The following is a 19,279-nucleotide window of genomic DNA, read 5'->3' on the forward strand; positions in this document are numbered from 1 at the left end:
TTGAATTTTGTGATACCAAGATTAAAACTACATTTTGTATGAGGAGAGATTGGATGAAAGTAGGATTCATAATCATTGATATGCAAGAGAGTATTGTGCGAAAAAAGATGGATCAGAGCTCGATAGGCCATGCTTGCGAGTACATTAACCATGTAGCTAACGTGCTGCGCTCGAATGATCATGTGGTCGTTCACGTGCAGGATGTGGAGGGCATGGAGGAGACACCACCGGAAGAATATCGTATTATTCCCGAGGTAGATGTGAATGAGAAGGATATCACAGTTACCAAAGAAGCTTCCAATGCTTTCTGGCAAACTGATCTGGAGCAGGTGTTGAAGAGTCACGGAATTGAATTGGTGATTATCGCCGGTTTTGCTGCAGAGGAATGTGTTCTATTCACCTACAACGGAGCAATGGAGCGAGGATTCCGGCCGGTGATGTTGCAAAACGGAATTCTTAGCACCCATCATGAAGCGGTGACTTCAACGTACAGAGATCGCAATGTGATCTCATATCCTGTGGTTAATTATCTAATCCATTAAGTGTCGGTTATATCCAAAATGGAGGTGATGGTGATGAACGTGCTTCACATTGCTTTTGTCCTTGTGATCTCATTGGCAGGCGTTGCCTTCGGCGTTCAGGGATTGAAGAAAAAATCTCCAGTCATGATGTATATCAGTGTAATATTTATTTTCGTTCCTATACTTCTTTTCATGGATTGGTTGACATTCTTACCTTTTATCGCTCCCGCAGCGCTTGCCAGTGGATACTTGGTGAAAAATAAAGACAAGACCAATAATCGGACTCTGTAGGGAGTCTTTTTTTTTGCACAAATGTACACTTCCACTACGAAAGTTAAGGTTACTCCATGGTTTAAACCAAACTTTGCCTATATCTGCTGTGGTTGAAAGGATATATTGAGAACAGGGCACAGCAAACTCGTTGTGGACATCGGTAATGTCATGTATGGACCACTAACCAACTCATTAACTAAGGGAGATGTGCAATGAAGATGAATGTGCAAATTACGAGTATTTTGGCAGAACAAAAGGAATTGTTTCTCAACCTGTACAACTTGTATTTATATGATCTGTCTGAATTTTCTGGTGAGGATCTACTTGAAGAGGGGAAATATGATCCAACGAACACCTATCTATATCTGGAACGCGATGAATTACATCCGTTTTTGATTCAGTATGAAGGAAAGGTTATTGGATTCGTACTGGTGTGCTCACCTCCATATGTGCCGGAAGGTGTGGATTATACCGTGCAAGAGCTGTTCCTGGTTAAAAAGTATCGCGGACAGGGGCTAGCAGCACAAGCGGTTGACTTGGTTTTTGCTCAATTTGAGGGTACATTCAACGTAGAACAGCTCGCTAATAATGCGGCAGCAGTTTCATTCTGGAAAAAATATTATGAGCAGCATCAGATTGAACATACTGAGTCTGAATATAACATTGAGATTGACAACATCGCTGGCACCCACCGGATTTTGTCCCAGACTTTTGTGCGTGGAAGAGAGAAATAATATTTAAATTAGAAGGTGATTAGTTTGATTATTATCGTAGCAACCAAAGGGAGTTTGAAGTGGGTCTCAGGAGTATTTCAGGCAGAAGATGTAGCTAGACAGTACATGGATCTCATACCTGATGAGCTTAAGGGATACCAGCAATTCATTCAAATAGAAAACCTCACATATCCATTTTATATTATAGAGCGTCAGGATTATCCATTTAGGTATCTTGGTAAAGATGAGATGATTTCACTTTTTGATAAAACAGATGTGTCAGAGGATGAAGATGAGGTGCACTTCAATATCTTCACGATTGATTCAGATTATAGACCAAAGAACCCTGGAACAGATTATATGGGAACACTGAGACATGATCATGTGACCAATGAATCTATAGAGATGTACCGAGAAGAAGGAACAGCGTTTCTGAGTAGACGAAGGATTTTATGAATGTAAGGAAGTTTTTATCACGGTCCTATTTTACTTCTCCTGATTTGGGAGGTAGATAGGATCTTTTTCAATTTCCATTTACCAATACATGGGTTATGATGAATTAAGAGGGTCTATGGGAGTGACGTGTAAGGGGGAAGTACGCAGGAATGCCAAAGCATCATTTTGTTATCGAAAACAAAGAGCGAGTAAACGGGAATATTCATACTTCCTACTCATGGGATTCAAAAGGGAGAATACATGGAAGTGGGTTAACCACAGAGAATCATGCGACCTTGGAAGACGAATTCATTGCTTACATCTATGATTCCCTTTGCTGGTTGGATACATGGAATCCATCTACCTGTATGAGATGTAGTGGACTGAACAACTATGGAATAACCGTTATTGAAGAGCAGAATGTTTTGTTGAAATTTCATCAACTGATTCGGGCTTGGATTGATCTATTCAGCCATGCGGTGGATCCGATTGTGCTGACAGGGAATTACTGTGTTGATGGAGGAGAACGGAAGGGCGACTACGAGAAACTAGTATACAACAAAGTTGAATTAATCAACGAATTACATAAGCTTGCGAACATGGCAAAGTACGCTGAGGTAAATGGGAAATGCATTGTGCATTTTGGGATATGAATCAATAGAAAACGTAAGCTGTTGAGAAGCAACCCAACAGAGAGGAGAAAGAGTAATGACTAGTCGTATTGTAGTTACGGGTGGAGCTATTATTCGAGATCATATGGGGAGGGTTCTGCTACAAAAGAGATCAGATTATGGAGATTGGGGGTTACCCGGTGGAGGTATGGAGCCAGGTGAACGTATTGAAGAAACCATGATTAGAGAAGTGAAAGAGGAAACAGGGCTTGAGGTGAGTTCTTATAAATTGGCCTCCATATACACGGGCGAGAGGATGCACTATACGTATCCGGATGGAAATGAAGTAGTATTTGTAATGTTTTTATTTGACGTTATTGCGGAGTTGGAAGGAAAACTCTGTGATGATCAGGTTACTCTTGTATTTGAAGATGAACAAAAGGAGTCATTACAGCTTGTTTTTAAAAGTCTGGATGAGATTGATTTTTCGACAATTAACAGTGTGCAGAAGCCTATATTTGTAGACTTGAAGCAAGGAGAGTCTAAATTGCTACGTGAGTGACAGCGTCAATAGAATAACTCAAAATGAATAGAGGTTAGATCATGATGAAAAACATGGAATTAATTCAACCTTTTATTCCAGCATTTTCTGTTCAAAATTTGGAGTGGGTTGCCGGGTTGAATCTGTATATAAAACAAGACAAATATTATGAAAATATTTCGATAGCAGATATTACATTTTTAATGAAATTCTCCAATCTTACATATGAATTACTTTTTAGATTCACTAATATTGAAAATTTTCATTATAAGCCTCATGGTGTTCTAGTTCAGATAAGTGGGTTTAATATTAAAGATCTGAAAGACCACGGATATCATCCGATGAAATATTACGTTGAAGACTATGAGGACGGAATATTAGGATTTTATTGTGAGGATATTGAATTGATACATGTACAAGAGAGTGAGCACTTAGCTTTGTAGTTCATAGAACATCAATTTTAATAAAGAGGGAGTTTTTATATTGCCTTGGCCGATGGTTCATTTTGCAATTGCATCCGAATTGATATCCAAGCCATCCCCTGAATTGTTATTGGGAAGTCTCGCTCCAGATTCCATTCACGTAAGAACTAATCTTCGTACCGAGAAGGCAAAAACCCATCTCATGCCAGAGGCAGGAAGATTCGCAACAGACGAAGAACTTAAAGAATTTTTTGAAACCCAAAAGAAGTTAGCCTATAGTGATCCCAAATTCCTGCAATATCTGTGCGGTTACATCGCCCATATCTATACGGATCGTGTGTGGACATTCGATATCTATCCTGCATATGAAGTCCATCCTAACGGAAGAAGCGTATATACACAGGATGTCACAAAGCTAGAATTTATGATTTTACGGAATTGGAACAGGGCCAACGATTGGTTAAATGAGCTGAATGTGGGGAGAGCATTTGATTTAGGTGGATTGCTGGAATCTGAGGTGTACCAGTATAGAGGAGAGAAACTTGAGTTGTTAGTTAACCCTGACAACGAACCTTTGGGTGATTTAAATATTTTATCCATGGAAGCTATGGAAGAGTTCATACATAAAACGGCGTTAGCGCTAAAACAATTGTATACAAAATGGAATGTTTATGAAGATTTACGCAACGATGAAGGCACTGAACAAATTCGTTCACAAGCTGCATTCGGAGATTAATGAGATTATTTTAGCTGTAATTGAAGGAAATATTTCGGCACTACGGTTATATCCGAAAGTGGGTTTCCAGTTAATCTTGCATCATAGAATCACATAAAGGAGGATGACTATGGACATCGTTATGACGCTTGAACCGCACGGATGGCTGGATATCCTGGTTAAATCTAATCAAGGAGAACAGATAGAGATTCCGGTTTCTTTTTTGTCGGATGCAGTTGATGAGATGGCACGTCAATTCGTTGCATTGCACAAGGGAGCCGCAGAGGTAACCATGACCATGCAGACCGAACCTGGGGAATATCGATTCTGGATCAAGAAACGTTCACAGGTAATCGTTCAATTTATGGTGTATGAGATGAGTGATAACTTTAGCACGGAAGCCGTTACAGAGGGCCGTTTACTTATGTCCGAGGAGTTAACCTTGGTCAAGTTGACTAAGCTGTTCTACAGAGAGCTAAGCAAATTGAAGGAAATGGGACTGGAGGAATATCACAAACGGTGGAGTTTTGATTTTCCTCTGGATGCCTATGAGCGGATAGGAAGGGTTGTCCAGATCCGATGAAATCGATTGTTTTTGTCGAGAAGGAGGGGTGATGTGGCAAACATATATAAGGGAAGATATTCAGCTCAAATTGAGGGAGAATTTGTTGTGTTTATCATCGGAATGAGGGTCAATCGTTTGTGGGCTATACACAAATGGCTGCCTGTCTTTAAGTCCATGGGCCCGATGATTAAAGAACTGTATACGAATCCGGAGACCGGATTTCTGAGTACAGAGTATTTTATAAGCTGGCGCGGGGTGACGTTACTACAATACTGGCGCTCTTACGATGAATTGGAGAAATACGCACGAGGTGGACTGCACTTGGAGGCTTGGAAAAGATTCAACCGCTCCATTGGTTCCGATGGAACTGTGGGGATCTACCATGAGACATACAAAGCTCAGTCAGGTTCCTTCGAGACCATATATGCCAATATGCCAAAGTTCGGATTAGCTAAAGCGTCTGAACATGTGCCAGCGACAGGCAGGATGGAAACATCCAGACGCAGAATGGGCGGAGAGAATGACCCGGCAGTGGAAGCACCAGAGAATCCTTAAACGTTGAACAGAGAGGAGAATGTTATGAAGGCTAGAGTGCAAGCAGAAGATGTACATTCAAAGCAACTTAGCTGGTTGTGTATTCAACCGATGCTTGTTTCGGTACGGGGCAGAGATATGGCCGCCAAAACAGAGATATACCGACAGTTACACGAAGGGCAACAAGCCTTATTTCTGTTCTATTCCTATCACAATCACACGAAAAGTCTGGCAGAATTTTATTGGTTTTCGGCGTATAACATCATCGAGATCAAGAGTTGGAATGGGATCAAAAAAGGGATGCACTTTTTTCATTTAGATGAGATGGTAACTGTACTGGACCAGATAGAAATTCTCATTACGGACAAAAATAAGGTGGATGATGAGTGGCGTGAGGTGCTGCCAACGGATCTGGAGAAGGACCCAATCCTGCTCCAGAGAACAGAGGCATTATATGCTGCATATCAGATCGTGGCAGAAGCAGCTATAACACACATGAACAAGATGATTCTGCAAAATCAGGAGATGTATCTGGAGGTCGAGTAGGTTAAGGCAGCACCTTGATAAAAAAGAATAGCTCATGCCTTTAATACCCTGGATGAGTACATAGAAGAACTGCTCCTATGGAGTGGTTTTTTTATTGTCTACGTAGTGCCGATGCAACAAACCTGCAAAATCATGCAACAAAACGCAATACAGTGGGATAGTCATAACTATGCTTGTAATATGAGTTGTGAGAGGAGGGCAACACGTGAAAGTCATTTTTGAAGAGAACACAGCAATTGAAAAAAGGGTGGTCAAAGTCGTTACTCATCCTGAGGAGAGGTCGAAGTGGGATCGTATTCAGAAGGCGATCTGCGAATCGGAAACCCAACTAACGGTCATCCATGCCAAGAATAATCGTAATATTCAGATCCAATTGAGCTCGGTGGTTGCCTTTGAATCAGAGGACCGGATGTGTTGTGTTCGGGTTATCTCAGGTGAGAGGTACTTGCTTCATAAACGTCTGAAATTTGTAGAAGAGGATCTGGATGACGTTCATTTTGTAAAAATCAATAATCAAACGATCATCAACACACGGTATATCATCGCATTCTCTGCAACAGAGCATGCCCGGATTAAAGTAGACCTGAGCGATAGCTCCAGTTACTTTGTCAGTCGATTTTATATTAAAAACTTTAGGGGGAAATTATCATGATGATTCAACTTAGACATTCTTTTTTTCAAGTATTCACTATAATGACGCTATGGATCACGCTCTTGGCAACAATATTCTTTGGTGATCTGCCCATTCAGATGTCCTATTTATGGAACATAGTGGGTATTGCTTTCATTGTTGCTGTGTTGTTTGGAATGATGTATAACATGCTGTGGAACTATTTTACGTTAAAACCGGTATGGAATATCGTCATTTCTTCCACATTCAATATTGCAGGAAGTATGGCGATGGTATGGTTATTCTCGGTAGACATGTTCCAATTCATCGCTCCCTGGTTCCCCGGCATGTGGTTATTATCTATCGTGCTGCACGTCATCGCTTTTTATTTTTATGCTAGAATAGATAGCAGGAAAAAAGCGGAAGAGTTAAATAACATTCTCAAGTAGGTAGGGAGTACACGTATGAACGAGGAAGAATTGTTGCAGTTGTACGGGGTGGAACCTGATGAGGTACACCGGGAGGCCATCCGACAGCTGCTTCAGCAAGAGATTGAGAACCGAAAGTCAGAGGATAACGAGGTTCTAAGACTATTGTGCATCATGTTATTCTGTATTGGAAATGTGGAGGACACCACGCTGATCTGGCAAGCCAAACGAAAGAATCAGGATACGGGCAGTTATATTGATGTGCAGTTATTATGTGGTGCAGGGTATGAGGAGACATTGTTTTACCTGGAAAATATGGACGGGGAACAGGCGCACAAGGAGTTGCTTTACCTTAGACAGTGCGAGCCGTATGACTTTGTTGATTTTTCCAACGTGGAATGGGTCTCACACTATAAACAATGTTATGGTGCTTAATTCGGATTTATAAGGTATGGAAGGAGGGGGACTATGCCAAGTTTGCATGACAACATCATATTAAGTTACGAAGTTGATTTAGAGAACAAAAGAATTAGGATGCGTACTCGTTCAAGTCATGATGTGCCGAAAAATATGGATGTCTTATTCTCTGGTGTAATGGCCCATGCGTTTGATACACCGCTGAATGGCAGCATTATTTTGGATCTGGATGAGTGGGAAATAGAGCATTTTATCCCTTATAATCGAGAGTTGTTAGAATCGGGGATGGGTCAGGGGTGGCCTGCCAGTTATGATTCCTATGACGAATTGCAAACTCGGCTGATAGAAGAGAAATACAAGTATATGGTGATCTCATCCTCGTATGGATTGAGTGGTTGGGTTTTGGCAAAGAACGTAGAGATTTCTGTTCAAGAAATGGGGTGAACGGAATGGAGCGTGAAAACACGCAGCATGGTAGCAAGAGGGGCGCGGGACTAAGAGCGGGCATTGTTGTGCTAGTTGTTCTGTTTGTTATTCTTGTAATGACCAATCCAAACGAAGAAGATTTTGTCGCATGGCTCGCAAGTGAACATAACATCTATTCTTCGTATAATGTGATTGAAGACAGGACGTTTGTGCAGAAAATCGATGGTGAGGGAAGAAATCTTCATGTTAAAGGTGGACATATACGGCATATGGGAATCTTTTCAACATATAGTTACCTTTTCTCGGATAATGAAGAAAAAGAGATCCAGATTGAAGCGATCGGCATAATGAATATGCTATTTAACAGATAGGTAGATTGTGGACAGTTACAAAAGTTGAGTGAAAGTTCTGCTGATAACCACGCGCTTTGCATGATGTATCTCGTGCAGAGAAGCGTGTTTTTTTGCGCGAAATACGATAGAAACAGAGATGGTTAACTTCGTTTATTCGCAAATTCCACATTATGGGTTATGATGTACCTTGAGAGAAAATTTTACATACATAGGAAGTCTCTATTTTAAATAAAAGTCATTTAAGGTCTTTACCAGGGGAGTGTTATCCATGACTAAATGGAGGGCTGATTATGAAAAAGTTAACCGTAGTTTCATTATTATTTCTACTTCTAGTGGCCTGTCAGAACCAGGAAAACACTGAAGATGCACAACAATCATCGACATCCCAAGAGAAGGAAGACATCCCACCAGAGTATCTCGATGAAACAAACTATACAGGGGACAAATTGGAAATCGTCAAACTTATGAATGCTCGTATGCGTTATTTATACGAAGAGGATGAAAAGCGATATATGAATCTTTTTGATCCAAAATCTCCTATATCAAGTATGGGAAGATACAAAGTTCTCAAGGTTACTCCCATGAGCGACATAACTATACAGGAGCAAAGGAAGCTCTTTCAGGCAGTGGTGACGGTTAACGAGTTAAAAGAGAACAATGAAGAGTATAACAATACGATGGTGTTTTGGAAAAAGAAAGAAGATGGCGATAAGGCGCAATGGGTTATTGCAGATATTGATTAATAACATAGTGTCTGACACATGGAAGATCCATATCTTCACACAAAATAAAGGGTGATGTAATGATGGCAAGGCGTTTAATACTGATTGAAGGATTACCGGGTTCAGGCAAGTCAAACGGTTGCCAAAATGGTATCCGAAATTTTGATAGAACAAGGCAAGGAGGTACAACTATTTCAAGAAGGGAACCTGGATCACCCTGCTGATTACGAGGGCGTATCTTTTTATTATGCTGGAGACTTCGAGGCTTTATTGAAAACACATGAAGAATACAGAGAGATTCTGGAAAGCAATGCGACTGCTCATGATCAAGGTTTCCTGATTCCATACCGTAAGATGAAAGAGCAATGGGGAATAGAGCTTCCCGATCACATTGTACAGGATATTTTCAGACGAGATATTTACGAAATTCCTTTTGAGCAAAATGTGAAGCTGATCACCGGGAAGTGGCAAGATTTCACCCAAAACGTGTTAAGCACGAATGATGACTGCATCACGATATTTGAGTGTTGTTTCATCCAGAATCTACTGACTATGGGTCTTGTAAAATGCAATCAATCCAAAGAGCAGAACGTACAGTATGTATTGGAACTGGAGCGTATCATTCATGCTCTGAACCCGCTTCTCATCTATATCGACCAGAAAGATATATCCTATACATTTGATAAGGCGGTTAGTGAAAGACCAAAAGAATGGTCAGAGGGATTCATTAATTATTATACGAACCAGGGTTTGGGGCAGGCACAGGGTTATCAGGGTGTTGAGGGTACGGTACAGGTTTTGCAGGAAAGAAAGAAGCTGGAGTCCGAAATCTATGGGTTACTACAAATGGATAAGGTATGGCTGGATAATTCGGATTATGACCGCAAGGCTTGTAGGCACAAGCTAGAAAAGATTCTGCAGTAACCTTAATGAAATACGAATACATACCGGAGGTCAGTTTTATGACATTTTATGGATTAGCCTTAATTGCAACAACCGCAATCTTAATTATTATAGGTGTTCGAAGCAAACGGAAAGTAATTCTTAGATGGGGCATAGCCAGTTTAATTTTATTGCTCGTACTCATCATTCCCTCATTCATCATGGGATTCATGGACGGATTTGCTGATGGGTGGTCAGCGAGATGACCACTGCAGATAACAATAATGTATCGTATAAACAAAATAACAACAAATTCAACTTTCGTGTGGCAGGTATTGTGATGGATGCGGGAAGAGTTCTTTTGCATACGACTGAACAGGATGATTTCTGGAATCTGCCCGGAGGGAGGGTAGAATTGAACGAGACAACTGAAGCGGCTATTGTGCGAGAGATGATGGAGGAACTGGGTGTTCATGTAGAAGCGCACAGGCTCGCATATGTTAGTGAAGATTTCTTTGAATATGATGGCCTGAAGTATCATGAAGTTGGTTTTTATTATGTCATCACATTGCCGGAAGCCCATAAGCTTTATAGTGAAATAGAATTCAAAGGTCTAGAGGATAACGGTAAGTTAACTTTCCAATGGTTTTCCTTAGACGAACTGGAGCGGATGGAAGTATATCCTGTGTTTTTGAAAAAGGAACTGAGTAACCTTCTTGATGCAAAAGGCATCAAACACTTCATTCAGATATAGAGGAATAGGTGCCTATGGACATTACATTTATTCGTCATGGTCATGGCGAACACTTGGTAGATTACCCTAATCAATTAAATTGCCTGCACCCTGGCCTCACTGAATTGGGAAAAAGTCAGGTTATAGCGTTGCGTAAACAAGTGGTTTTTGCTCCTGAAGACGTCATTTTGGTTAGTCCAACGAAACGTACTATTGAAACAGCACAACTCCTAATCCCTAACAAAAATCTTGCGTTCTTCAGCCCACTGGTTGGCCCAAGAATGTTTCCTCAGAATCCAGAGTTTGTTCCTTTCGTCTGTGATCAGATCTATTCCAAAGAAGAGCTCAGTCATCAGTATACTGACATAAGATTGGTTGAGCTGGGGTTGGATTATTGGGAAGAAAGTATTAATCAGATGGATGCACATCGGTTCCAGATATTAGTTGAAAAGCTTCTTGAATGGTGCAGTCAACAGAGCGGCAATACGTTTATCATTTCCCATGACGGTACGATATCGAACTACAGGATGTTACTCGGAGAAGAAGGGTTAACCAAAAGTGATTATCTTGGTGAAGCAGGGCAGTACACGATCAGGAACTTTTAACGATCTAAGGAGATTCCATCAATCTCTTCTACTACACATTACACAAGGCGTCTGTTTTGTAAGTGGTCTATAACTGTACTAAGGGGGACTTTCAATGAAGTTATCGGATTATGAATATTTAACTTTAGCTCTGGAAGAAGCAGAACAATCACTTAATGAAGGAACGTATCCGATTGGTGCGATAATCGTTGATGTGGATGGGAATGTCGTGAGTAAAGGCAGGAACCGAGTCTTCTCGGATTGCGACCCCACCGCACATGCTGAAGTGGATGCCATTCGTCGGGCAGGAAGACATTTGCTGGATGTAGACAAGAAGAGATTCACGAAGAAGAAAGAACTGACGCTCTATACTACCTGTGAACCTTGTCCTATGTGTTCTTGTACCATATTAATGTCGGGTATTAAAAAGATTGTATGGGCCGCAGATGATGAAGAATATGGCGGGCTTCGACGTTTCAAGGAAGGGCCTCATTTTATCCATATGTTTGACACGTTATCCTGTGTTGCAGTACCATACCTTGATCTGGAAAACAAACAGAGAGCTTTGCTTGCCAAATGGAACATTGGTAGAGGTTTGTTTGATACAGAGTGGGAGATTCCTAAACAATGAAATCTATTCCGTTCTCTATACTCTTGGCCAGTGTCATTTTAGGTATCTCGTTTATTATTGGCTGTATATTGCTAACGACTCAGGAGAGAAATAGTGAACTGACTCAGGCAGCAGAGCAAAAAGTATCTAATGACAAAGTATTAATGACGATTCAAGAAACTGCCGGGTATCTGAGTATGACTGAAGAACAGGTGATGAGTATTATTAAGGCTGAGCAAGGGAGTGTTACGGTGTCAGGTTTCTTTGATGGGAGAATGTTTCCGTTCATTAAGGTTCAGGATAATTTTTTTGTTAGTAGAGTGGAGTTGGATTTGTGGGTTCAGGAAGCATCTGCAAGTCACAGAAGGTATATTAATGGGCAAATGCAGTAGTCTATGGGAACGATGGCATAATCCAAAGGAGATGAATCCACATGGAATTCGTGGGAGAGAGGGTAAGAGTAACATCCGTCACAGAGCAGGACCTCGACTTCATATGTCAACTTGAATGTGACACAAACATATGGAGCTTTGAGGAAACTGTTGAAACGGATGAGGAAAAGGTCCGTGAGAAATATCGCAACCATTTTGCTGTCACAGATGAGAAACCGTATGCCTATGATTTCGTTATACGTCGCTTGAATGATCCGGAGGACACACCCATCGGTATCGTTCAAATGTGGAGTTATGTGGATTACCGCAAAAGCTGGGAACTTGGATTCGCAGTACTTTCGGAATGTTCAAGTAGAGGATACGGGAGTGAAGCTACCCGACTTTTGCTACAATTTGCATTTCAAGAGTTACAAGCTCATAAGGTCGTCGGCATGTGCAATTCACAAAACGTCCGCTCAGCCGCACTGATGCAGCATGTGGGTATGACACGGGAGGCCGTCTTCCAGGAAGAACTATGGTGGAACAATCAGTGGACAGACCAGTATTTTTTCTCGATTTTGGATAGAGAGTTTAAGTCAGTCTAATAGGTACGGGAGGAAATCTGATGAATACATTGGTTCTGCTAAGTGATTTGGTATTCAAATCTAACGATAAATTGGATCAGAGAATACTACGCTTATTTAACAGTGAACAGCCTTCCATCGGATATATCCCTTCGTGCTCCGACCTGGAGCGGAAATATTTTGAACACACTAAACGTTACTATAATCTAGTAGGAATCGATAACATTCAATATTATGATCTTGATCTGGAGTATGAGGAAAGCACATTTGGCTCTATTTTCGAATGTGATGCGATTCATCTATCCGGTGGAAATACGTTTTATTTTCTAAGTTTATTACAGAAGAGAAATGTGCTTGGTCTGCTGCGTTCCTATGTGAAGAGTGGCGGCATTCTGATTGGGGTCAGCGCAGGCAGTATTCTGACTACACCTACGATAGAGATCGCTGGGTTTGGGGAAGATGCAGATGAGAACAATGTGGGTTTGAATGATATAAAAGCGCTGGGGCTCGTTGATTTTGAGATTGCACCGCACTGGGATGGTTCGGAAGACACCCTGAATTCATTAAGAGAGTATACCCGTGTTAATCGTACGGCTGTTTATGTGTGCCAAGATGGTGGCGGGCTTGTAATGGATGGTGAAAGCATAGAGTTGTATGGACATGTGCGTTTCTTAGATTACAGAGAGAGTGGGTCTGGTCATGAGTAATATTACGGTCTATCATTATGATGCTTTCTCTACCGTTCCCGGTCAAGGTAACCCGGCAGGAGTGGTTTTTGATGCTGATCATTTCAGTGAGACGGAGATGCAGCAGATCGCTTATAAGGTTGGTTTTAATGAGACGGTATTTGTGTTGAACTCTGAAGTAGCTGACGTCAGACTACGTTATTTTACACCGGGGCATGAGATTAATCTGTGTGGTCATGCCACAATGGCATCACTGTATGGTTTGAAGACGCGTGGGATGTTAAGTGACAAAGAGTTGATCACAATTGAAACCAATGTAGGTACATTACCCATACGATTTGAGCGCAATGCCGACACCATTTACATGGAAATGAAACAGGATCAGCCGCAGTTTATACCATTCCAGGGGGATATCGAGAAGCTGGTAAGCGCCATCAATCTCACTCTGGATGAGGTTGACCTTTCTACGCCAATTGTTTATGGAAGTACGGGAACCTGGACGGTATTAATCCCGATTCGTGAACTGAACTCTTTTATGAAGATGAAACCGGATTCTTCCCTGTTCCCAGGAATTTTAATTGATAATCCCAAAGCTTCCCTGCATCCCTTTTGTTTCGAAACCCGTGATTTCGATGCGATGATGCATGCCAGACATTTTTCATCACCTTACTCTGGTACGACTGAAGATCCAGTGACTGGAACAGCCTCCGGGGTGATGGGTGCTTATTATTTAACCTATGTGAAACCGGAGATTGATGAGGTACAGTTTGTGATAGAGCAAGGGCATGAGATTGGAAGAGATGGAAAGGTTCAAGTGAGTGTGATTCGGGATGGTGAGGATATGGATGTCAGAATGAAGGGGACAGCTGTATTTGTGCGTGAACTAAACGTTGAATTGGACACCTGATCCTATACGAAAGCAAAAAGCGTGGAGGAGATTAACATTTTGCATATTTTTGATATTCGGCAGAAGCCGGACGTGCTGCAAGAAGCAGTACAGTATTTCTGGAAACAATGGGGCTCAGAATCAAGCTTCCATTTTTATCGAGATTGTATAGAGCGTTCTGTGGAAACAGATAGTGATGTACCAAGATTTTATGTGATGCTGGACGGAGACCAGATTATTGGTGGGTATGCTTTGTTACGAAGCGATCTGAATAGTAGGCAGGATCTCTTTCCATGGTTTGCGTGTCTTCATATTGATCCAGAATATCGGGGCCAGAACCTGGGTGGACAACTTCAGACCCATGCATTAAATGAGGTGAAAGCAAAAGGGTATGACAAGCTGTATTTATGTACTGATCTGACTGATTATTATGAAAAAAATAACTGGGCCTATATCGGTAAAGGATATCTGCTTGATGATGAAGAGACGAGAATCTATGAATATCAGATTTAATAGAGGTTGCACACGTTTTAGGGCTTTGTTTTGAATTCGGGAGGAATGAACCTATGATTACCGAGATTAATAAACATGATTTCCACAAAGTAAAACATCTCACGGACTCGTGTCCGAATATTGAAGTCAAGGGGGTGGCGTATGGCTTGAACCCGGGACGGATATATGTAGATGATGCAGAGAATATCACAGCAGCTCTAATTTGGATACATGGACAATCTGGTTTTCAGTTGATCGGAGATTCTCGAAGTGAACCCTTTCTGAATGAATTGAAAGAGTACATGCGGGAACGTATTGAACCTGAATTATTGAACTTACATATTCATGCTGTTGAAATTGGTGTGGTGGATGAAACTTGGGAAGATGTTCTTCAGCATATCTCTGGGAAAAGAGATATCTCCAGTGATTTTCAGCATGTATACAAACTGAATCCAAATCCGATAAGTCAGCAAGTACCTCTCGACATATGTGCTTCACAGGACGAGAAAGTCAAAATTCTGAGGATAGATGAAGTACTATTAGGAGAGAAAAGATATAACAATTCTCCATGTCTGAAAAATAAAATCTCTCACTTCTGGACGACAATAGATGATTTTTTACAACATGGCTTTGGCTATATTGCAGTGCATAACGATGATATCGCGAGTGTTTGCCTTTCGGCATTTATCGCAGATCAGACACATGCGGTTGATATTGAAACGGTTGAAGTCTACAGAAGAAGGAATTATGGTGCGATGGTGGCAAAAGCTTTTGTAGAAGAATGCGGTCGTGTAGGCATACATCCGTATTGGGATTGTTCACCGGATAATGCGGGCTCAATTCGTCTGGCGCAGGGTGTGGGCATGTCACTGAATTTTAACTATAAAGTCTACTGGTATGACCTCTCTATATAGATTGTGAATCGGAAAAATGAAGGAGGATGTGCTGTGAGCGAATCATTACAGGATCAGATTCAATTTCTCATTGAGATTGATAAACTCAAAACGATTGAACGAAAGACGAGAATTATGCATGGTGAGAGACTTGAAAATGATGCGGAGCATTCCTGGCATCTGGCGATGATGGCCTTGGTTTTGCAGAGTCATGCCAACAAGGATGTGGATATCCTCAAAGTCATTAAGATGCTTCTCGTTCATGATCTGGTCGAGATTGATGCCGGAGATACGTTCGCTTATGATACGGTGGGACACACGGATAAATATGATCGTGAACTCAAAGCAGCTCATCGGCTGTTTGGTATATTGCCTAAGGAACAGGCTGAAGAATTACTCCATTTATGGTTAGAGTTTGAAGCAAAACAGACCCCTGAAGCGCAATTTGCTTCATCTCTCGATCGGTTGCAGCCTCTGATCCATAATCATCAGAATGAGGGAGATACGTGGCAGAAATATAACATTACCAGTGATCAGGTATTAAACAGAAACCGTGAGATTGCAAACGGTTCCGAAACATTGTGGGAGTATGCGCAGCAACTTATTCAGAAATCCGTGGATCAGGGAATCTTGACCAAATCATAAGGATACGTTTTGACGTATGCACTTGAAGATGGGGGAGAAGCATGAATGGGGTATATCATGGAGCTAAGAAAACTGGTGGGCCCGCGTCCCCTAATTATGGCGGGCTCATGTGTACTCGTGTTCAATGAGGAAGGTCACCTGTTGCTGCAAAAACGTACAGATAGCTTGGATTGGGGCACACTTGGGGGATCCATGGAACCCGGGGAGTCTTTGGAGGAAGCAGCTGCGCGGGAATTATATGAAGAAGCCGGACTGAGAGCGGAATCGTACAAACTCATTAGCATTTTTTCAGGTGAGGACATGTACTATCAGTACCCACATGGTGATGAAGTTTACAACGTCATGGCTGTTTATGAAGCTTCAGGTATCAAGGGTAGCCCAACCATTATGGATGATGAAGGGCTGGAACTCCGATATTTTGATCTGAATCAGCCGATCCCTGAGATCAATCCGTTTACGGAATATGTGTTGAAGAAGGCAGGATATATCAGAACTAACTAGCTGTATCCGGATTATAAATCTTCCACCTTCTCGCACGGGTATGGAAGGTTTTTTTTATTTTTAACTGATAAGCACGCTAAATGCCCCTTACATCTACCAGAAAAGTTGCTGAGGAAAAATATGCTAGAATAGGGAGTGATAATTTAATAGACTAATTAGGGGGAATAATGCTGATGTTTGGTTCTATCATTACAATATTAGCAATGTTGATTAATGTGTTGTTATATGGACTGGGCGTGTATGCGCTGATCCTGTTTATTAAGCTAGCCCGACGTGGGATTCAGGCACTGGATATCTACCTGTATGAGAAACGAGGAGAGCGTTTCTAACGTTCACCATCTCATACTCGAACAGAATTATCATTTTTCTCTCAGTGTTTTATCTTTCCTATTCTAGTATGATTAACGCATCAATCCAGTAAAGAGAGGGTTAATGATATGGATGCTTTTTTAGAGCAAATTAACGAGTTAAACGAGCTTCAGAAAGACTTGGTCAGCCTACATCCTTTGTTTGCAGAACATTATCCAGTGGTTGTAGCCTATGAAGCTTTATTATATATCTATGATTATTCGTCCAAAACGCAGCAATATGAGTGGGTGAAGACGGTTCCGGACGATTTATATATTCCAGATGAATGCCTTGCTGCGATGCCGGTGCACCATATGGACGGACGAATGTGTGCGATTGTAACGGATACAGCGTTCAAAGATCTGGAGCAGAAAGTTTATCTGTTCCACGAATATGTTCATTGTTATGTATATGAGAAATATGATGAACGGATCGTCAACCGTCTTCAGATTAAGCATAAAATGGACCAACTGAAGCGTGTAACATGGGAACTGGATTATGAGTTTCCGTATGAAGACGAAATCGTTGTAGAGCGGATTAACTCATTATTGTCTGCTTTGAAGAGTAAAGACCTGACACAAGTACAGACAGCTAGAAAGGCGCTGTTCCGTTCATTAAATGAAGAACAAGCCGAGTATTGGAGCTGGTTGGAGTGGAACGAGGGTTACGCTCGTTATATTGAGAATCTGATTCGGGCAAAATTTGGGCAGGAAAGCAATCATTTTGGAGATACAGCTCCGTTTAATCGTCTAGTATTCTATGAGTGTGGGTCGGAATATATTAGTCTGCTTGTGAAGGAGCATCCAGAGTACCATACGGATCTGGAGCAGCTGTTTGACCGCATGCAAGTGGAGAGAACTCAGGGTTAATCACGCATCTACGGTGAAAAAAAGGTGGAACCTAGCGAAGTCTCACTATTCCAGTGATCTGCGTTGCACCAGTAGGTTATATCGTTTCTTTTTCTAAGTATAGTAGAATACTTCCCAATAAAAGGAGATTAACTCTATGCCGTTACCTATGGTTCATCTCAATATTGCTAATCTGATTGCAGACTCGCTGCAAATTCAGACTGATCGAGGTTCATTCTATCTGGGGAATATCGCCCCAGATTCCATACATATGCGCGAAGGTACAACCAGAGATGATAAGGAATACACCCATTTTAACCCGAAAGATAATGGAGATTACGTTGGTGAACTGAAGGATCTCTACTCAAGCTATATGCAACAACTTACCGATGAAGGATGGAAGTGGTTTGTGCGAGGATACTTTATGCATGTGCTGACAGACTATTACTGGTTCCGGAGTGTGCATCCCGAATTCGTCGAACGGGTCAACAAGGTAGATCAACATACAGGCAATAGCAGATTGAAGGATGAACTAGCGCGTTTATATTATCAGGAGACGGACCAGATCGACTTCAATCTCTATCAAGGTTCAAGTTGGAGCGAAGAAGTGTGGCAGGTGCTTAACGGTTCATCAGGATATGACATGGCGGATCGTTTAACTGCTGATGAGATTGTACGCTGGCGGGACCACACGTTTTCTTTTCTTAATGGGGAAGAACCGGGAATTACTCCTGAGTTCATTACGGGTGAGAGAGTTCAGGTATTTGTGGAAGAGACCGTAGAGCGACTGATAGCTTTGTTGTCTTCATGGGACCCGGAGTTACGTAACTTGATATGAATATAGATAGTTAGTGCAGTTGAGTCATTATATACTGGATTTATTACTTCTCTACTCATTACTAGTTTATTTAATACTAAGTCAGGGAGGCGTGCAGTATGGTGAAATATGTAGGAGTGTTGCTCGTATGTGTCATTGCCACGTTCATTGCAGGGTGCGGCAAACCGAATGAATCGAACGCGGAAGAAGGGCTTCCTGTGCTGATCACCTTAACCTGTAATCCAAATCTCACTTTGGAACCATGCCAAAATGTTGAGTTTGATCGATCTGACGAGATTCGGATCATGATGGAGGCCATACATAAGGCCGAGCGTTTGCCCGGCATTCTTGATTATGGTACACAGTACGATTTGAGTATAACAAATGCGGACAGCTCGATAACACGATATGATTTTTCATTAGGAATGGATCCCAAGATGCAAGGCGTTAGTAAATCATGAAGACACGCACACTGGATATAGCATTCCTCTTGAGGATTCGAATCAACTAAGAAGACTGATTCAGCGACGTACAGATTAAGAAGATATATGGAACGGAGAAGAACCT

Annotated in this window: 33 protein-coding genes; all 33 read left to right on the top strand. The window is 41.5% G+C overall.

What is annotated here, in order from left to right:
• The first annotated feature begins 53 nt into the window (after nucleotides 1-53).
• The 33 genes from MKY66_RS08095 (at nucleotide 54) to MKY66_RS08255 (ending at nucleotide 19,173) form a co-directional block, all read left to right on the top strand.
• Complete coding sequence (locus MKY66_RS08095) at nucleotides 54-542, top strand: isochorismatase family protein (RefSeq protein WP_076209326.1); 489 nt, start codon at nucleotides 54-56, stop codon at nucleotides 540-542.
• A gap of 33 nt (nucleotides 543-575) precedes the next feature.
• Entirely contained in the window at nucleotides 576-812 is a 237-nt protein-coding gene (locus MKY66_RS08100) for a hypothetical protein (protein WP_076209325.1), read from the top strand.
• Between the two features lie 194 nt (nucleotides 813-1,006).
• The gene (locus MKY66_RS08105) at nucleotides 1,007-1,528 is read left to right on the top strand and encodes a GNAT family N-acetyltransferase (RefSeq protein WP_256704126.1); all 522 of its coding nucleotides are present in this window, start codon (nucleotides 1,007-1,009) and stop codon (nucleotides 1,526-1,528) included.
• Between the two features lie 24 nt (nucleotides 1,529-1,552).
• On the top strand, nucleotides 1,553-1,963 hold the full coding sequence (locus MKY66_RS08110) for a hypothetical protein (protein WP_076209324.1): 411 nt from the start codon (nucleotides 1,553-1,555) through the stop codon (nucleotides 1,961-1,963).
• 149 nt (nucleotides 1,964-2,112) lie between these two features.
• Complete coding sequence (locus MKY66_RS08115; RefSeq protein WP_076209323.1) at nucleotides 2,113-2,595, top strand: hypothetical protein; 483 nt, start codon at nucleotides 2,113-2,115, stop codon at nucleotides 2,593-2,595.
• Between the two features lie 55 nt (nucleotides 2,596-2,650).
• Nucleotides 2,651-3,115, top strand: coding sequence for an NUDIX domain-containing protein (locus tag MKY66_RS08120; protein WP_076209322.1), 465 nt, complete (start codon nucleotides 2,651-2,653; stop codon nucleotides 3,113-3,115).
• Between the two features lie 41 nt (nucleotides 3,116-3,156).
• Nucleotides 3,157-3,537 (top strand): hypothetical protein, encoded by a 381-nt coding sequence (locus MKY66_RS08125; protein ID WP_076209321.1) that lies wholly within the window; start codon nucleotides 3,157-3,159, stop codon nucleotides 3,535-3,537.
• A 52-nt stretch (nucleotides 3,538-3,589) separates the two neighbouring features.
• Nucleotides 3,590-4,252 carry a hypothetical protein gene (locus MKY66_RS08130; protein WP_339807117.1) on the top strand — a complete coding sequence of 221 codons (663 nt, stop codon included), beginning with the start codon at nucleotides 3,590-3,592 and terminating at the stop codon, nucleotides 4,250-4,252.
• A gap of 109 nt (nucleotides 4,253-4,361) precedes the next feature.
• A complete protein-coding gene (locus tag MKY66_RS08135) occupies nucleotides 4,362-4,814 on the top strand; it encodes a hypothetical protein (protein ID WP_076209319.1) in 453 nt (150 codons plus the stop codon).
• A gap of 33 nt (nucleotides 4,815-4,847) precedes the next feature.
• Nucleotides 4,848-5,351, top strand: coding sequence for a DUF4188 domain-containing protein (locus tag MKY66_RS08140; protein ID WP_076209318.1), 504 nt, complete (start codon nucleotides 4,848-4,850; stop codon nucleotides 5,349-5,351).
• 24 nt (nucleotides 5,352-5,375) lie between these two features.
• A complete protein-coding gene (locus MKY66_RS08145) occupies nucleotides 5,376-5,876 on the top strand; it encodes a hypothetical protein (protein WP_076209317.1) in 501 nt (166 codons plus the stop codon).
• A gap of 205 nt (nucleotides 5,877-6,081) precedes the next feature.
• Nucleotides 6,082-6,528 (top strand): LytTR family DNA-binding domain-containing protein, encoded by a 447-nt coding sequence (locus MKY66_RS08150; protein WP_076209316.1) that lies wholly within the window; start codon nucleotides 6,082-6,084, stop codon nucleotides 6,526-6,528.
• A complete protein-coding gene (locus MKY66_RS08155) occupies nucleotides 6,525-6,935 on the top strand; it encodes a hypothetical protein (RefSeq protein WP_076209315.1) in 411 nt (136 codons plus the stop codon). The genes MKY66_RS08150 and MKY66_RS08155 overlap by 4 nt, the downstream gene beginning before the upstream one ends.
• Before the next feature lie 15 nt (nucleotides 6,936-6,950).
• On the top strand, nucleotides 6,951-7,349 hold the full coding sequence (locus MKY66_RS08160) for a hypothetical protein (protein WP_076209314.1): 399 nt from the start codon (nucleotides 6,951-6,953) through the stop codon (nucleotides 7,347-7,349).
• A 33-nt stretch (nucleotides 7,350-7,382) separates the two neighbouring features.
• On the top strand, nucleotides 7,383-7,775 hold the full coding sequence (locus MKY66_RS08165; RefSeq protein WP_076209313.1) for a hypothetical protein: 393 nt from the start codon (nucleotides 7,383-7,385) through the stop codon (nucleotides 7,773-7,775).
• Nucleotides 7,776-7,780: 5 nt separating this feature from the next.
• Nucleotides 7,781-8,128: a hypothetical protein gene (locus MKY66_RS08170; protein ID WP_076209312.1), complete on the top strand. Its 348-nt coding sequence runs from the start codon at nucleotides 7,781-7,783 to the stop codon at nucleotides 8,126-8,128.
• Between the two features lie 272 nt (nucleotides 8,129-8,400).
• On the top strand, nucleotides 8,401-8,853 hold the full coding sequence (locus MKY66_RS08175) for a hypothetical protein (protein ID WP_076209311.1): 453 nt from the start codon (nucleotides 8,401-8,403) through the stop codon (nucleotides 8,851-8,853).
• An 84-nt stretch (nucleotides 8,854-8,937) separates the two neighbouring features.
• Nucleotides 8,938-9,756: a hypothetical protein gene (locus tag MKY66_RS08180; protein WP_256704125.1), complete on the top strand. Its 819-nt coding sequence runs from the start codon at nucleotides 8,938-8,940 to the stop codon at nucleotides 9,754-9,756.
• Nucleotides 9,757-9,976: 220 nt separating this feature from the next.
• Nucleotides 9,977-10,468: an NUDIX hydrolase gene (locus MKY66_RS08185; protein ID WP_076209309.1), complete on the top strand. Its 492-nt coding sequence runs from the start codon at nucleotides 9,977-9,979 to the stop codon at nucleotides 10,466-10,468.
• A 14-nt stretch (nucleotides 10,469-10,482) separates the two neighbouring features.
• Nucleotides 10,483-11,052, top strand: a complete 570-nt coding sequence (locus MKY66_RS08190) for a phosphoglycerate mutase family protein (RefSeq protein WP_076209308.1) — start codon at nucleotides 10,483-10,485, stop codon at nucleotides 11,050-11,052.
• 94 nt (nucleotides 11,053-11,146) lie between these two features.
• On the top strand, nucleotides 11,147-11,662 hold the full coding sequence (locus MKY66_RS08195) for a nucleoside deaminase (protein ID WP_076209307.1): 516 nt from the start codon (nucleotides 11,147-11,149) through the stop codon (nucleotides 11,660-11,662).
• Nucleotides 11,659-12,033 carry a hypothetical protein gene (locus tag MKY66_RS08200; RefSeq protein WP_076209306.1) on the top strand — a complete coding sequence of 125 codons (375 nt, stop codon included), beginning with the start codon at nucleotides 11,659-11,661 and terminating at the stop codon, nucleotides 12,031-12,033. The genes MKY66_RS08195 and MKY66_RS08200 overlap by 4 nt, the downstream gene beginning before the upstream one ends.
• 41 nt (nucleotides 12,034-12,074) lie before the next feature.
• The gene (locus tag MKY66_RS08205; RefSeq protein WP_076209305.1) at nucleotides 12,075-12,617 is read left to right on the top strand and encodes a GNAT family N-acetyltransferase; all 543 of its coding nucleotides are present in this window, start codon (nucleotides 12,075-12,077) and stop codon (nucleotides 12,615-12,617) included.
• A 20-nt stretch (nucleotides 12,618-12,637) separates the two neighbouring features.
• Complete coding sequence (locus MKY66_RS08210) at nucleotides 12,638-13,303, top strand: Type 1 glutamine amidotransferase-like domain-containing protein (protein ID WP_076209304.1); 666 nt, start codon at nucleotides 12,638-12,640, stop codon at nucleotides 13,301-13,303.
• Nucleotides 13,296-14,189: a PhzF family phenazine biosynthesis protein gene (locus tag MKY66_RS08215; protein ID WP_076209303.1), complete on the top strand. Its 894-nt coding sequence runs from the start codon at nucleotides 13,296-13,298 to the stop codon at nucleotides 14,187-14,189. Before MKY66_RS08210 ends, MKY66_RS08215 begins: the two co-directional genes overlap by 8 nt.
• Nucleotides 14,190-14,228: 39 nt before the next feature.
• Nucleotides 14,229-14,681 (top strand): GNAT family N-acetyltransferase, encoded by a 453-nt coding sequence (locus tag MKY66_RS08220; protein WP_076209302.1) that lies wholly within the window; start codon nucleotides 14,229-14,231, stop codon nucleotides 14,679-14,681.
• A gap of 53 nt (nucleotides 14,682-14,734) precedes the next feature.
• Nucleotides 14,735-15,574: a GNAT family N-acetyltransferase gene (locus tag MKY66_RS08225; protein WP_076209301.1), complete on the top strand. Its 840-nt coding sequence runs from the start codon at nucleotides 14,735-14,737 to the stop codon at nucleotides 15,572-15,574.
• Nucleotides 15,575-15,607: 33 nt separating this feature from the next.
• Nucleotides 15,608-16,198, top strand: coding sequence for an HD domain-containing protein (locus MKY66_RS08230; RefSeq protein WP_076209300.1), 591 nt, complete (start codon nucleotides 15,608-15,610; stop codon nucleotides 16,196-16,198).
• A 45-nt stretch (nucleotides 16,199-16,243) separates the two neighbouring features.
• A complete protein-coding gene (locus tag MKY66_RS08235; RefSeq protein WP_076209299.1) occupies nucleotides 16,244-16,699 on the top strand; it encodes an NUDIX hydrolase in 456 nt (151 codons plus the stop codon).
• A gap of 173 nt (nucleotides 16,700-16,872) precedes the next feature.
• A complete protein-coding gene (locus MKY66_RS08240) occupies nucleotides 16,873-17,028 on the top strand; it encodes a hypothetical protein (RefSeq protein ID WP_179088487.1) in 156 nt (51 codons plus the stop codon).
• A 108-nt stretch (nucleotides 17,029-17,136) separates the two neighbouring features.
• On the top strand, nucleotides 17,137-17,916 hold the full coding sequence (locus tag MKY66_RS08245) for a hypothetical protein (protein ID WP_076209298.1): 780 nt from the start codon (nucleotides 17,137-17,139) through the stop codon (nucleotides 17,914-17,916).
• Between the two features lie 136 nt (nucleotides 17,917-18,052).
• Nucleotides 18,053-18,733, top strand: coding sequence for a zinc dependent phospholipase C family protein (locus tag MKY66_RS08250; protein WP_076209297.1), 681 nt, complete (start codon nucleotides 18,053-18,055; stop codon nucleotides 18,731-18,733).
• A 98-nt stretch (nucleotides 18,734-18,831) separates the two neighbouring features.
• Entirely contained in the window at nucleotides 18,832-19,173 is a 342-nt protein-coding gene (locus tag MKY66_RS08255) for a hypothetical protein (protein ID WP_076209296.1), read from the top strand.
• Nucleotides 19,174-19,279 lie beyond the last annotated feature (106 nt).

The organism is Paenibacillus sp. FSL R5-0766, assembly GCF_037971845.1.
Classification (GTDB): domain Bacteria; phylum Bacillota; class Bacilli; order Paenibacillales; family Paenibacillaceae; genus Paenibacillus.

Bases quoted from the DNA above. Each gene is read 5' to 3' on its own strand.
- MKY66_RS08135 (WP_076209319.1), top strand. From the start codon at position 4,362: ATGGACATCGTTATGACGCTTGAACCGCACGGATGGCTGGATATCCTG.
- MKY66_RS08250 (WP_076209297.1), top strand. From the start codon at position 18,053: ATGCCGTTACCTATGGTTCATCTCAATATTGCTAATCTGATTGCAGAC.
- MKY66_RS08245 (WP_076209298.1), top strand. From the start codon at position 17,137: ATGGATGCTTTTTTAGAGCAAATTAACGAGTTAAACGAGCTTCAGAAA.
- MKY66_RS08190 (WP_076209308.1), top strand. From the start codon at position 10,483: ATGGACATTACATTTATTCGTCATGGTCATGGCGAACACTTGGTAGAT.
- MKY66_RS08155 (WP_076209315.1), top strand. From the start codon at position 6,525: ATGATGATTCAACTTAGACATTCTTTTTTTCAAGTATTCACTATAATG.
- MKY66_RS08100 (WP_076209325.1), top strand. From the start codon at position 576: ATGAACGTGCTTCACATTGCTTTTGTCCTTGTGATCTCATTGGCAGGC.
- MKY66_RS08185 (WP_076209309.1), top strand. From the start codon at position 9,977: ATGACCACTGCAGATAACAATAATGTATCGTATAAACAAAATAACAAC.
- MKY66_RS08115 (WP_076209323.1), top strand. From the start codon at position 2,113: ATGCCAAAGCATCATTTTGTTATCGAAAACAAAGAGCGAGTAAACGGG.
- MKY66_RS08215 (WP_076209303.1), top strand. From the start codon at position 13,296: ATGAGTAATATTACGGTCTATCATTATGATGCTTTCTCTACCGTTCCC.
- MKY66_RS08175 (WP_076209311.1), top strand. From the start codon at position 8,401: ATGAAAAAGTTAACCGTAGTTTCATTATTATTTCTACTTCTAGTGGCC.
- MKY66_RS08210 (WP_076209304.1), top strand. From the start codon at position 12,638: ATGAATACATTGGTTCTGCTAAGTGATTTGGTATTCAAATCTAACGAT.
- MKY66_RS08235 (WP_076209299.1), top strand. From the start codon at position 16,244: ATGGGGTATATCATGGAGCTAAGAAAACTGGTGGGCCCGCGTCCCCTA.
- MKY66_RS08255 (WP_076209296.1), top strand. From the start codon at position 18,832: ATGGTGAAATATGTAGGAGTGTTGCTCGTATGTGTCATTGCCACGTTC.
- MKY66_RS08240 (WP_179088487.1), top strand. From the start codon at position 16,873: ATGTTTGGTTCTATCATTACAATATTAGCAATGTTGATTAATGTGTTG.
- MKY66_RS08165 (WP_076209313.1), top strand. From the start codon at position 7,383: ATGCCAAGTTTGCATGACAACATCATATTAAGTTACGAAGTTGATTTA.
- MKY66_RS08160 (WP_076209314.1), top strand. From the start codon at position 6,951: ATGAACGAGGAAGAATTGTTGCAGTTGTACGGGGTGGAACCTGATGAG.
- MKY66_RS08095 (WP_076209326.1), top strand. From the start codon at position 54: ATGAAAGTAGGATTCATAATCATTGATATGCAAGAGAGTATTGTGCGA.
- MKY66_RS08205 (WP_076209305.1), top strand. From the start codon at position 12,075: ATGGAATTCGTGGGAGAGAGGGTAAGAGTAACATCCGTCACAGAGCAG.
- MKY66_RS08145 (WP_076209317.1), top strand. From the start codon at position 5,376: ATGAAGGCTAGAGTGCAAGCAGAAGATGTACATTCAAAGCAACTTAGC.
- MKY66_RS08225 (WP_076209301.1), top strand. From the start codon at position 14,735: ATGATTACCGAGATTAATAAACATGATTTCCACAAAGTAAAACATCTC.
- MKY66_RS08120 (WP_076209322.1), top strand. From the start codon at position 2,651: ATGACTAGTCGTATTGTAGTTACGGGTGGAGCTATTATTCGAGATCAT.
- MKY66_RS08200 (WP_076209306.1), top strand. From the start codon at position 11,659: ATGAAATCTATTCCGTTCTCTATACTCTTGGCCAGTGTCATTTTAGGT.
- MKY66_RS08195 (WP_076209307.1), top strand. From the start codon at position 11,147: ATGAAGTTATCGGATTATGAATATTTAACTTTAGCTCTGGAAGAAGCA.
- MKY66_RS08105 (WP_256704126.1), top strand. From the start codon at position 1,007: ATGAAGATGAATGTGCAAATTACGAGTATTTTGGCAGAACAAAAGGAA.
- MKY66_RS08125 (WP_076209321.1), top strand. From the start codon at position 3,157: ATGATGAAAAACATGGAATTAATTCAACCTTTTATTCCAGCATTTTCT.
- MKY66_RS08130 (WP_339807117.1), top strand. From the start codon at position 3,590: ATGGTTCATTTTGCAATTGCATCCGAATTGATATCCAAGCCATCCCCT.
- MKY66_RS08170 (WP_076209312.1), top strand. From the start codon at position 7,781: ATGGAGCGTGAAAACACGCAGCATGGTAGCAAGAGGGGCGCGGGACTA.